Origin of the sequence: Kocuria rhizosphaericola, from assembly GCF_044462205.1 — a bacterium.
In the GTDB taxonomy this organism is placed as follows: Bacteria; Actinomycetota; Actinomycetes; order Actinomycetales; family Micrococcaceae; genus Kocuria; species Kocuria rhizosphaericola.
On the sequence record NZ_JBISWK010000076.1, the window covers coordinates 1 to 12,192 of the forward strand.

Here is a 12,192-nt window from a genome sequence, read left to right on the forward strand (position 1 = left end):
ATCATCGACCTCGGCCCCGGGGCGGGCCACGACGGCGGCCGGGTCGTGTTCGAGGGCACCCCCGCCGAGCTCGTCGCCGCCCGCTCGACCCTCACGGGCCAGCACCTCGCGGCGTACGTCGGCGCCTGAGCAGATTGCATCAATTTTCGCCGAAGCATTCATGAAGCAATCGGATGGTCGGCCGGGCCAGCAACAACAAAATTTGCAGAAGACTGCTCAGACTTGCGCCTCCTGTCCAACCGACCGACAACTGCCCTACCCCAAGAATTGAAAAGCAGTCCAGGAAGGGTGGTGGATCGCAACGTATGTCGTGGGTAACTGGGGCTCTTCGGAATGCAGGGGATAGCGGGTGGTGGCGCGTTGATGGCCGGGTCAAGGTTGGGGCTTCCCGATCATGGGGGTTCCTGCGCCACCCATTCGGAAGAAGTCGATGTGCATGACCCTGCTTTCACCTGCCCACACCTGCCCACGTTCGTTCGTCCGGACGAGCACGGTCTTGACGTCGTGGGACAGCGCCTCGAGCATGACCGGGCGGTCCTGGCCTGCCGCATCGTAGCCGCGGACCAGCGGTGCCGTGGCTGTGGACGCGAGGGCACCGCAGGCGACACCGTAGTCCGCCGGCCCCCGAGCCCCTGAGGTCGTGCCCCACGACGCTGACTGTCAGGGTCCGCCGCTACCGGTGCAACGCGCGCGGACACGTGCGGCACCTGGACACGTCCACGGTCGCCGAGGCGCGAACGAAGCTTTCGCACAGGGGCCTGCGGTGGGCATTGCAATGCATCTTGTGCCAGCACCTCACCGTCGCCCGGATCGCCGAGGGCCTGCGAGTCTCGTGGAACACCGCCGACGACGCGGTCCTGGCCGAGGGCCGTTGGGTCATATTCGAAGACCCCACACGGTTCGACGGAGTGGCTGTGATCCGCGTCGATGTGCACGTGTGGCGGCACACCCGACGCGGAGCGAAGTACGCCACGATGATCTTCGACCGGCCCTCGATCAGCGCCGAGACAGGTCCAACAAGGGGGCTGGCCATGATTGACGGCCACTCCAAGGCGACGTTCTAGGACTGCTTGGGCGAACGCGCGAACGCCTGACGCCAGGGCGTGGGAGTCGTCGCGACGGTAGGGGTCAGCGGCTCCAAAACCGCCACCACCGAGGAGTGGCAAGAGGCTGTGGCGGTCATGGACTCCTCCGACGTTGTTCGCCCGGCCGGCGATGCCCTGGATGCGTGCCGGCGCTGCGTCCAGCAGGACACCCGCGGCCGCCGTGGAGGGGCGAGCGCACCCCTCTACACCTTGTGCCTCACCCTGCATACCGGTGCGGACCTGCTCGACGACCAACAGACCCAACATCTTCAGGACCTGTTCGCCGCCGAGAAGCACGTCGAGGTCGACGCGATCTGGGAGGTCTACCAGCGGATGATCGCCGCCTACCGCGAATTCGACCATGCCCGTGGTCGACAGGTGGTGCAGCGGATGATCGACTTCCTCCGCCATGCCGCCCCGGCTTCGCTGAGCGAGGTCGTCACGCGCGGACAGGCCTCGAACAATCGCGCCTCCGACGTGCCGGCCCACTTCGACGGTCCTGGCACATCCAACGCTCCCATTGAGTCGACCAACGGCCGGCTCGAGCACCTGTGCGGCTCGGTCATCCGATTCCGGAACCTGACCGACTACATCACCGGATCACTGCTCAAGACCGGGTGATTCGGACCCCGACTACACCTTGGACCCCGAAGAGCCAGTAGGCATGGGGCAATCCCCGATTTGTGGGCGATAGCCCATGCAGAGTCACTGCGGAAGACATGCAGTCCATTCGTAACAGATTCGCAATGATGGATTGACTTTTAGTGCATAGGTGGCTCGCGACACTAGTTACTGATTGGTTACACGAGATGCAAATTCTACTGTGATGCAGGTGTAAACCGGTCGGTCATTCCGACTGAAGGTGCGTTTGCATGTGAGCCATCGGGACATCAGGGGGATATCGTGAAAGCATGGAAAAGATCTTTGCTCTGTTCGGTTGCAGCCGGGGGAATGGTGGCCAGCGGGCTGGGTGTGGGGGCTTCAGTCGCAGCCCCACCCACCCGTTTCGAGACTGCATTCACATTTAACTGCAGCAACGGGGTGATCCTTCTCGTGGAAGCCTCTGGAAAAGAAAAGACGATCGACAATGGCGGGGGAATGAAAATCCTCTCCCCCGGGCTCAAAGCGAGAATCACCAATGTGACGGATCCGGATAACCCCGGCCCCTCCGCCACTTACTCCATCACAGGCACGGGCCGCACCGAAGCCACGGACCCAGTAAGCGGCGACACACGGTACAGGGTGACAGGGCGAAACGTTCTCAGCCGCCCAGCCCCAGATCCAAATGAGCTTTACTTGGTCTCCGGCAATTTCACCTACGTCCTCGGCGTGGAGGATGGCCAAGTGGTTGAAAGACAACCCTTTACCGGGTCCGGCAATATAACAAATCTTTGCCAAGAACTGGCGTAATCGTTCCGAACGACGAAGCATCCCCGGCGAGACCGCCGGGGATGCTTCGTCTTTCAGGGAGTCCGATCACTTCATGGTATTCATATCGCTTCGAGATTTATTGGGTCAAGGACGCTGGCTCGAAGCCCGCGAAAGCTCAGCTTCCTCGCTCAAGTGGCCCGTCTTTGAAGTGGTTGGGCGGTTGGCTTTCTTGAGGAGCTCGGTGCTGGTCTTAGTCCACACGATCGGATGGCACCGGTCGTTCCATCCGCTGCCGAAGGCGCGGATCTTCGCGTTGAGCTCGGCGACGGAAACGACGTCGGCCCGGTGCAGGGCCTGACGTTCGATGATGGAAAACCACACTTCTACGAGGTTCAGCCAGGAGTCGGAGGTCCAGGTGAAGTGCACCCGGAACCTGGGGTTGTCGGTCAGTCAGACCTTCACTTCAGGGGTTTTGTGGGTGGCGTAATTGTCCATCACCAGGTGCAGCTCCAGGTCCGGGAAGGCCCGGGCGACCTGCTTCAGGAAGGCTTGGAACTCCTGTCGCCGGTGCCTGGGCTTGCAGGCTGCGGTGAGGTGGCCGTTGGCGATATCTAGCGCGGCGAACAGTGTCGAGGTCCCGTGCCTCACGTACTCATGGGTACGCGCCGCCGGCTTCCGGGGTTGCATCGGCAGCCCCGATGCCGTGCGTTCGAGGGCTTGGATCTGTGACTTCTCGTCGACGCACAGCATGATTGCGTTGGCCGGTGGGGCCAGATGGAGACCGACGACGTCGACGACCTTCGCCACCAACTGCGGGTCGGTGGAGAACTTGAAGGTGCCCTCCCGCCACGGGCTCACCCCATACTCCCGCCAGGCCTTGGCCACGGTGCTGTGTTTGATTCCCAGCCGCCCCGCCAGCAGGCGGGAGGACCAGTGGGCGACCCCAAGCTTCTTCGGTGGCGGTGTCAGTGTGGCCGCCACGATCGCGCGGTGGTCGATCTGCCGGGGTCGGCCCGACCGGTCGTGATCAGCCAGCCCCTCGATGCCTGCCTCGGTATAGCGGGCCCGCCAGGCGATCACGGTGGTGCGGGTGGTCCTGACCTTTTGCGCGATCTCAGTGTTGGACACCCCGTCAGCGGCCAGCGGCACGATTCGCGCCCGATGCGCCAGCCCCGCCCGTACCGAGGTCGACCGGCTGAGCCGCTGGAGCTTCTCCCGGTCGCCCTGACGCAACAGCAACAGGGCCGCAGGATGGTTTGCCATGCCCATGGTCCCATCCCGCGAAGCCTTCAGATTGTGCAACGACGGACCACCAGCGCCCAGCTGGACCTGATGCGCCACCAGCTGATGTCTTGGACCACCGCACTTGGCGCTTAGCCCTTCTGGCCTATCTGCCTTAAGGAATAGACGACAAGCTTGGGCGTGTCGGCCGGGGTCGTCACTACGTGCGAGGAGTGCCAGGGCCAGCGGTTCCAGGCCTCGGTGCTCGAACACACCCTGGGCGGGCGCAACATCGCCGAGGTGCTCGCCATGCCGGTCGAGCAGGCCGCGAAGTTCTTCGGCGCCGGCGACGCACGGACCCCGGCCGCGCACGCCGTGCTGGACCGGCTCGCCGACGTGGGCCTGGGCTACCTCAGCCTCGGCCAGCCGCTCACCACGCTGTCCGGCGGCGAGCGGCAGCGGCTCAAGCTGGCCACGCACCTGGGCCAGAAGGGCGGCGTCTACGTCCTCGACGAGCCGACCACCGGCCTGCACCTCGCCGACGTGCAGCAGCTGCTGGGCCTGCTCGACCGGCTGGTCGACTCCGGCAAGTCCGTGATCGTCATCGAGCACCACCAGGCGGTCATGGCCCACGCGGACCGGATCATCGACCTCGGCCCCGGGGCGGGCCACGACGGCGGCCGGGTCGTGTTCGAGGGCACCCCCGCCGAGCTCGTCGCCGCCCGCTCGACCCTCACCGGCCAGCACCTCGCGGCCTACGTGGGCGCCTGAACGAGACCCTCGACCGCGGCGCCGCCCATGGCCGTGCAGCCCCGGTCCCGGTTCACACCTGCCCGAGCGCCTCGACGAGGTAGGCGACGTTCATCCGCAGGATCTCGAGGGCGAGGTCGTGGTCGACGTGCTCCAGGGTGTCGTCCGCGGTGTGGATCCGGTCGTTGGCGCCGTCGGCTCCCTCGATCGTGAGCACGGCCGGGATGCCGCTGTCGATGAAGGGCACATGATCACTGTTGAACGGCAGCAGACTGGTCTGCACGGTGAGGGCGGTGTGCGCCTGCGCCGCTGCCACCAGACCGTTCAGCACGGACCGGGACACGGCGGAGCCCTCGAGCAGCACCGTGGGCGAGAGCGTGTTCCGGCTCGCGATCATGTCCATGTTGACGACCGCGTCGATGCGGTCGCGCTCCGCCCGGTCCAGCTCGGCGACGTAGCGGAGGCTCCCGTGCAGCCCCTGCTCCTCGCCGCCGAACAGGACGAGCCGCAGCTCGCGGGCGCCGGGGTGGTCGCGCAGGGCCCGGGCGATGGCGAGCAGGCCGGCGGCCCCGGACCCGTTGTCGTCCGCGCCGGGCGCGGGAGCGGCGGTGCCGTCCTGGCTGTTGACCGAGTCGAGGTGGGCCGTGACGAGCACCGCGCGACCGTCCGTTGCGCGACCGTCGCCGCCGGTACCCGGTCGCTCGGCGATCAGGTTCTGCGTGGTTCCTCCGGGAAGCGGGACCGTCTGGATCCGCGTGGTGAAGCCCAGGTCGTGCAGCACGCCGTCGGCCCAGCCGAGCGCGGTCCGGAACTCGTCGCTCGTCGAGTGCCGCGTCCGGAACCCGGCGAGCGTGCGCAGGTCCGCCGCGAACGCGTCGCGGGACACGACGGCGTCGAGGCGCGGCCCGGGCGCTGCCCGCGCCCGTTCCGGGGCCGGTGCCCGCTGCTCGAACACGACCGTGTCAGCCGGCAGGGCGCGGACGCGGTAGCACGGCAGGTGCCGCTCGGCCGGCTCGGCGAGCCGGCCCGCCTCGGCAGGATCGAGGTCGACGACGAGGTAGCGGCCCTTGTCGACCAGGACCGGGACACCGGGGTGCTCCTGCTGGAACTGTCGGCCGTTCTGGATCACCAGGTGCAGGCGGGCCGTGGGCACCTCGACCCGGGACGCGGGGGCGCGTCCGGCGCCCGCCCGCTCCAGCCGGGCGGGCTTCCCGGTCACCAGCAGCGTGTCGCCGAGCTGCGTCCAGGCGGCGCCGGCGTCCGCCGCCGCGGCCGTGAGCGCCCGCAGCTCGTCCCGTGCCGCGGGCCGGGGCTCGTCACCGTCCTCGGGGGTACCGGCCAACTCGAATCGGACGATCGTCATGGCGTGTCTCCTACGGCGTGGAACCTGCGGCGTGGAACCTGCGGCGTGGAACCTGCGGCGTGGTGCACCCTACGTCGTGGTGAAGCTCTCGACCACGCCCGCGAGCGAGGCGGAGGTGCTGGGCGGCGACACGGCCCCGGCGCCCATGCCGCGCTTGGCGAAACCGCGCCACACACCGGGGAGGTCCTCGGGATGCAGGACGGTGACCGCCGTGATGATGCCGTCGCGCGCCAGCGTGAAGGTCGGCATGCTCGGAGTGAGCTTGAGCCCGCCGACCACGTACTCGAGCATGCGGCGTTCGGCCTCGACGTGGCCGTGGTGCGCCACGAGGTTGACGAAGATTTCCCACAGGGCGGCGCACCAGACTTCGCCGGCGTTGTGCACCGCGCTGTTCGGCCCGCCGCCGTGCGGGTGGTGCGGCGGGCCGGCCGGCAGCACCACCCCGTTGCTGATGTGCTTGAACGTCAGCGGGTTCTTCCCCAGGTCCGCGGAGTAGGGGAAGCGCCGGATGGAGAAGTAGTAGTTGTCCGTGAAGGTGGGCGTCAGGTCGGTCCACCCGCCGGCGGGGAATGCCCCGGTGGGAAAGTCGTCGGACGCCTGGGAGGTCATGGAGATGGCGAAGAAGTCCCCCCAGCCCTCGCCCAGCGCCCTGCCCTGCTGATTGGCCAGCCCGGAGGCGTTGCCGACGAGACGGTTGGTGATGTAGTGCCCCAGCTCGTGGTACGTGATCAGCGCGTCGAAGTTGCTGGTGCGGGACGGGAGCGGGGCGACGCCGACGAACTCGTACATCTGCATCCGCGGGCTGGCGCCGTCGGCCGGGGTCTGCATGTTGGCGTTGTCGGTGCCACTGAAGTCGTGGCCCTCCGCCAGGATCGGGTCCCCGCCGAGACCGGCGCCGCCGGGATTGTGCTGCTGGGCGTTGCCGGCCGCCTCGTCGAAGCCCGCCTCGTACCAGCGGTCGTGCAACCAGTTCACGTGGAAGAACATCCCGACCAGGCTGGCCTGCACGTTGGCGGGGTCGCTGGCGGGCCGGGTGGAGTCGTAGGGGTGGTCGAAAGTGCGCGGCCCCGTGGTCCGGCCCTCCACGTCGCCCGGGCTGTGCCCGTTCGGCGTGCGGAGATCGGCGTAGGCGATGCAGTTGTTGCCGCGGGTGGTCGTGGCGTCCTCCGGCAGCCACGGGGCGCCGGGGAGCAGGCTCTCGAGGGTGACCAGCTGCTCGGGGATGGTTGCGGCCTGGAACCCGTCCGGCTGCCCGGTCGGGTGCGGCGAACCGGGGGCCGGCCCGTCCTCGGGGCGGAACAGGGCGTCCCCGGTGTTGAACACCCGGTAGGTGAAGGCGGCGTCGGCCCGGAGGTTCTTCCGGAACAGCACCTCCGGCTCCCCGAGCGCATCGATCACGTAGCTGAACGCCGGGAAGCCCTCGATCCACAGCTCGAGATAGTAGCCGGGGGCGAACTGCTGCTCCCCCAGGGGGAACAGCACGTCCTTCACGCGCACCGTCCGCTCGAACGCCGGCCGCCCGCCGCCGGCCGGTTCGGCGGAGCGGTAGAACCGGTAGCTCCCACCGGCGGAGTCACCGGTTTCGGCGCTCACCTCGCTGAACGCTGTGGAGTCGTACTCGACGCCGGTCAGGTCGTAGGCCGCCAGCGCGATCGCCTCCTCCGCCGAAGTGGTGGTGGCCGTGCGGGCGCTCCGGGCCTCCGCGGCACCGGGAAAGAACTGGCCCGCCACGGAGACCACGGCACCGTCCGGGCCGATCGCCGCGGTCGCCTCGGAGTTGAACACCTCGACGCCCTCGGCCCGCTGCACGAGCTGCACCGTGCGCAGACCGCGTCCGCTCACCGACACCACCTCGACGCCCTGCGCGTCCGCCTCGGACAATCGCCACAGATCGCCGTGCTCGGTGACGAACCGCTGAACCGTCTCCTCTGCTGACGCGCTCGCCTCCCCCGACAGACCGCCGGCCGGGGCCCGCCGCGTAATGCGGTGGGGCAGCTGCGTCACCTGGTCGTAGTCCGCCTCCAGGTCGCCGAGCTGCCCCGCCAGCCGGAGGTGACCGGGTGAGACGGGAGCCGAAAAGGCGGACGGCGCCGTGCCGCGGGCACTCCGGGCGCCGGCGTCGTACAGCGCGTGGAAATCCTCCGGCAGTGCTCGGTCAGCGGGCATCAGGAACTCCTCGCGAACGATCCGTTTCCAGCCCGGTCACCTCCACTGCGGCAGGACCGGAGTCCTGCTCGGCGGCGCGGCCGACCTGGCCTCTCATTAAGAAGCGGGGCCTGACGGTGCGTCAAGCAGTGCACATGCCTGTGACGTGGCCGTTCACCCGCCGATCCGTGCCACGCACCGGCGGAGGGTGCTACGGGGACGCCACGCGCTCCGCGTACCGGCGCTCGAAGGCGAGGATCGCTTCCGTGGCCTCGAACAGCTCGTCCGCCATCTGCTGGAGCACCGCGTCCTCCTGGCGGTAGGGGTCGATCACGTCGTTGCGCTCGGGGTGGCGCACCGGCACCCGCTGCCGCAGCCGCGGCGCCTGCTGGACCAGCCAGGCCCAGCGCTCGGCGCGGTCCGCCGGCACCGCCCGGTCCAGCTCCGGGTCGGTGGAGAGATACTGCAGGATCCGGGCGAACTCCCGCAGGGTGAAGACCTTCTTCAGCAGCCGCGGCGCCTGCTGGAGCACCGGCTGGGTGTGCTCCCGGGCCATCACGAGCACCAGGTCCACGTCCCGCAGCACGTCCGGGGTGACCTGCCGCGCCCGGTGCGCGGCGGCGGCCTCCAGGCCGCGGTCCTGGGCCAGCCGGCCCACCCGCTGCTCGAAGCCCTCGTCCACCAGCGCGTGCATCCCGGCGCTCGTCACCTCGAAGCCGCCGGGCGAGATCGCGTTGAGGCCGTGGTCGAGCTCGACCGCCGCCATGGGCGAGCGGCACACGTTGCCCGTGCAGACCGTCAGGATGCGCGTGGGGGCCATGGTTCTCCTCTGGGGGTCGAGTCCGGTTCATCGTATCCGGGTCGGGGCCCTGAACAGTCGTTCACCGGCTCACCGGGATCGCGCCGTGGACGGGCGTCGGAGGGCGAGGGGTCCGTCGTCGTCGTTCTCCTGACCGAATCACTACGCGCAGAGTTGTACGGGTGCGTAACACGGCACATCGTTATTGATTGTTTATGCAAACGCGCCTTTATACTCGACCTGGCTCCAGAGGATCTTCCCCCCATCCCCATGGCCTTGCACGAGTCGTTCCCCCAACGATCCATGCGAGATAGGCGTTCCAGCGTGAAAGCATCCCCCCGACTGACGCTGCCCGCCGCCCTCACGGCGGCGGTGCTGGCCATCACCACACTGACCCCGGTCGCGGCCACGGAAGAGGCCGCGACCACCTCATCGACCACCCTCTCCGAGGAGCGCCAGGGCAACCTGGTCTCCAAGGTCGTGGAGTCCGACGGCGAAGTCGTCTCCACCCTCGTGGACGGGACCACCGGCGAGGCCGTCTTCCCCGACCCCGCCCGCGCCGGCACGCAGCCGGCCGCCGGCGACCCCCACGGCGGCGCCGTGATGGGGCAGTGGGCCAAGTCCGAGGACCACTTCGAGCAGCTGGCGGCGACCTCCGCCCGCACCGCGGCGGAGCTCTCCGGCGACACCGACGACGCCGGCACCGGTGCCGGTGCCGGTGACACCCCGGAGGAGGCCGGCGCGGGGGTCGCGTCGGCCGAATCCCTCGGTGCCGCCGCCTCCTGGGCCCCCAGCGGCGTCAAGGGCACGGACGTCTCCAACTGGCAGCCGTCCCTGAACTGGACGAGCCTGTGGAACCAGGGCTCCCGCTTCGCCTACGTCAAGTCCTCCGAGGGCGACAGCATCCGCAACAGCCTGTTCACCCAGCAGTACGCCGGCGCGGGGGCCGTGGGCATGTACCGCGGCGGCTACCACTTCGCGATCCCCACCCGGGACTCCTCCGGCGCCAAGCAGGCGGACTACTTCCTCGCCAACGGCGGCGGCTGGTCCGCGGACGGCAAGACGCTGCCCGGCCTGCTGGACATCGAGAACAACCCGTACCCCTCGCTGTACGGCAACGCCTGCTACGGCTTCTCGCCGTCCGAGATGGTCAGCTGGATCCGCGACTTCTCCGACCGGTACAAGTCCCGCACCGGCCGGCTGCCGGCGATCTACACGAACTACTACTGGTGGCGGGACTGCACGGGCAACTCCAGTGCGTTCAACGACCACCCCATGCACATCGCCGCGTACGAGACCGCGGCCCCCACGGTGCCCAGCGCCTGGTCCACCTACGACTTCTGGCAGTACACCGACGCCGGCTTCACCGAGCGGATCGACGCCAACGTCTACCGCGGCAGCTCCGCGCAGCTGCAGGACATGGCGCGCAACGCCTACTACAAGCCGCTCGGCGGACGGGCCCCGTCCGGCACCCCGGCGGCCCCCACCCAGGTGGCCCCTGCCGGGTACGTGGTCAAGGGCGCCATCGGCAACCAGTACCGGGCCCTCGGCGGGTCCTCGGTCTTCGGCACCCCCACCGGCAACGAGCGCAGCGGACTCCTCTACGGCGGGGTCCTCCAGGGCTTCTCCAAGAAGCACACCTTCTACTGGACGCCCTCCACCGGGGCCTGGCCCGTGAACTTCAACGGCGCCATCGGCCGGAAGTTCGCCGCGAACCGCTGGGAGAACGGCTACGGCTACCCCACCACCCGCGAGGTCGGCGGACTCGTTCACGGCGGCGCCTACCAGGTCTTTCGCAAGGGCAGCGCCGTGACCAAGGTGCTGTGGAGCCCGGCCACCGGCGCCGTGCCGGTCCGGGAGACCAGCGGGATCGGCGGGGTGTGGAAGCGCGGCGGCCACGAGCGCGGCTACGGCTACCCCGTGACGTCCGAGCGGGGCGGGCTGCTCAACGGCGGCGCCTACCAGGTGTTCCGCAACGGCAGCAAGGTCTACCGGATCATCTGGAGCTCCGCCACCGGCACCCACGTGGTCCAGGAGAACGGTGCGATCGGCCGCGAGTGGCTCGCCGCCGGCTCCGAGCGCGGCTACGGCTACCCCACCACCAACGAGTACACGTACGGCTCCGAGATCCGCCAGCGGTTCTCCAAGAACTTCACCGTGCACTACTCGACCACCACGAAGAGGACCTGGGTGACCCGATGAGCCACGCCAAGCACCGCGCCCCGGCGCGCACCCGCACCCCCGGTCCCCTGACGCTGACCGCGGCCGCCCTCGCCCTGGCGGTCCCCGCCACCGGGATGCTCACGGCGGGCCCCGCCGCCGCGGCGAGCTCGGACATCGTCACGGTCTCCTCGAGCACCCGCTCGGCCGACGCCCAGCAGCTGCTGGAGCTGATCAACGCCCACCGCAAGGCCAAGGGCCTCGCCCCCGTGAAGTATTCGGCGACGGTCTCGGGGATCGCCCAGGGCGAGTCCGACCGCCTGGTCCGCCAGGAGGTCATCAACCACACGAACACGTTCCTGACGGATTCCCGGGCCGCCGGCTGGATCCACGCCGGCGAGATCCACGCGGTCTCGTGGCAGGGCCGGGTGACCGACCTGATGACCTGGTGGAAGGGCTCCACCGCGCACAACAAGGTGCTCACCGACCCGGACATGACCGTCATCGGCATCGGCCTGACGTACGCGGACGGGTCGCTGGCCGGGAGCAAGGAGGGCTGGCGGCTGGTCGGCACGGTCACCTCCTACGGCTACCCGGACGGCAAGGCCCCGGCGGACGTCCGCACCTCGGTGGGCACGGCCCCCGCGCCGGCCCCGGCACCGGCGCCTGCGCCTGCGCCGAAGCCCACTCCCCCGCCCACCACCGCGCCGATCACCTCGGCCGGCTACGAGGTGCGCGGCGCCATCGGCCGCCAGTACCACGCCCTCGGCGGGGCGGCCGTGTTCGGTGCCCCCACCGGCAGCGAGCGCGGCGGGCTGCTCCACGGCGGCGCCCTCCAGGGCTTCGCCAAGAAGCACACGTTCTACTGGAGCTCCGGCACCGGGGCGTGGCCCGTGAACTTCAACGGCGCCATCGGCCGCAAGTTCGCCGCCCACCGCTGGGAGAACGGCTTCGGGTACCCCACCACCCGCGAGATCACCGGACTCACCGGCGGCGGCGCCTACCAGGTCTTCCGCAAGGGCAGCGCCGTGCACAAGGTGCTGTGGAGCCCCCGGACCGGGGCGAAGGTCGTGAAGGAGAGCGGGGCGATCGGCCAGCGCTGGAAGTCCGCCGGCGCCGAGCGCGGCTACGGCTACCCCGTCACCGACGAGTACCGGTACGGCTCGGAGGTCCGCCAGCGGTTCTCCAACGGCTACACCGTCCACTGGTCCTCGATCACGAAGCGCAACTGGGTCACCCGCTGACCCGTTCCTCCGCCCTCGGGCGCGCCCGGCGCACCCCGACGACGACGCAGCCCC

The 12,192-nt window shown here is 69.3% G+C and carries 6 protein-coding genes and 3 pseudogenes; 5 read left to right on the forward strand and 4 right to left on the reverse strand.

Annotated features, from left to right (window positions below; all coding sequences use genetic code 11):
* The first annotated feature begins 432 nt into the window (after positions 1-432).
* A pseudogene (locus tag ACH9D2_RS07795) lies at positions 433-1,706 on the forward strand (ISL3 family transposase).
* A gap of 282 nt (positions 1,707-1,988) precedes the next feature.
* The gene (locus ACH9D2_RS07800) at positions 1,989-2,495 is read left to right on the forward strand and encodes a hypothetical protein (RefSeq protein WP_396362272.1); all 507 of its coding nucleotides are present in this window, start codon (positions 1,989-1,991) and stop codon (positions 2,493-2,495) included.
* A 105-nt stretch (positions 2,496-2,600) separates the two neighbouring features.
* Here ACH9D2_RS07800 and ACH9D2_RS07805 read toward each other — a convergent pair.
* A pseudogene (locus ACH9D2_RS07805) lies at positions 2,601-3,719 on the reverse strand (IS630 family transposase).
* 147 nt (positions 3,720-3,866) lie between these two features.
* Here ACH9D2_RS07805 and ACH9D2_RS07810 point away from each other — a divergent pair.
* Positions 3,867-4,448 (forward strand): annotated as a pseudogene (locus tag ACH9D2_RS07810) (ATP-binding cassette domain-containing protein); the annotation flags it as partial.
* A 52-nt stretch (positions 4,449-4,500) separates the two neighbouring features.
* Here the strand turns inward: ACH9D2_RS07810 and ACH9D2_RS07815 are convergent.
* From ACH9D2_RS07815 to ACH9D2_RS07825, 3 genes are all read right to left on the reverse strand, one after another.
* Positions 4,501-5,790, reverse strand: coding sequence for a M20/M25/M40 family metallo-hydrolase (locus ACH9D2_RS07815; RefSeq protein ID WP_396362273.1), 1,290 nt, complete (start codon positions 5,788-5,790; stop codon positions 4,501-4,503).
* A gap of 69 nt (positions 5,791-5,859) precedes the next feature.
* A complete protein-coding gene (locus ACH9D2_RS07820; protein WP_396362274.1) occupies positions 5,860-7,956 on the reverse strand; it encodes a M36 family metallopeptidase in 2,097 nt (698 codons plus the stop codon).
* Positions 7,957-8,146: 190 nt separating this feature from the next.
* Positions 8,147-8,755 carry an arsenate reductase/protein-tyrosine-phosphatase family protein gene (locus ACH9D2_RS07825; protein ID WP_396362275.1) on the reverse strand — a complete coding sequence of 203 codons (609 nt, stop codon included), beginning with the start codon at positions 8,753-8,755 and terminating at the stop codon, positions 8,147-8,149.
* 303 nt (positions 8,756-9,058) lie between these two features.
* On the opposite strand from ACH9D2_RS07825, the gene ACH9D2_RS07830 reads away from it, so the two are divergent.
* Both ACH9D2_RS07830 and ACH9D2_RS07835 read left to right on the forward strand, forming a co-directional pair.
* Positions 9,059-10,936, forward strand: a complete 1,878-nt coding sequence (locus tag ACH9D2_RS07830) for a GH25 family lysozyme (RefSeq protein ID WP_396362276.1) — start codon at positions 9,059-9,061, stop codon at positions 10,934-10,936.
* Positions 10,933-12,138 (forward strand): CAP domain-containing protein, encoded by a 1,206-nt coding sequence (locus ACH9D2_RS07835; RefSeq protein WP_396362277.1) that lies wholly within the window; start codon positions 10,933-10,935, stop codon positions 12,136-12,138. The genes ACH9D2_RS07830 and ACH9D2_RS07835 overlap by 4 nt, the downstream gene beginning before the upstream one ends.
* The last annotated feature ends 54 nt before the right edge of the window (positions 12,139-12,192 follow it).

Coding starts and splice junctions, on each gene's coding strand:
- ACH9D2_RS07815 (WP_396362273.1), bottom strand. CDS start 5,790: ATGACGATCGTCCGATTCGAGTTGGCCGGTACCCCCGAGGACGGTGAC.
- ACH9D2_RS07820 (WP_396362274.1), bottom strand. CDS start 7,956: ATGCCCGCTGACCGAGCACTGCCGGAGGATTTCCACGCGCTGTACGAC.
- ACH9D2_RS07825 (WP_396362275.1), bottom strand. CDS start 8,755: ATGGCCCCCACGCGCATCCTGACGGTCTGCACGGGCAACGTGTGCCGC.
- ACH9D2_RS07835 (WP_396362277.1), top strand. CDS start 10,933: ATGAGCCACGCCAAGCACCGCGCCCCGGCGCGCACCCGCACCCCCGGT.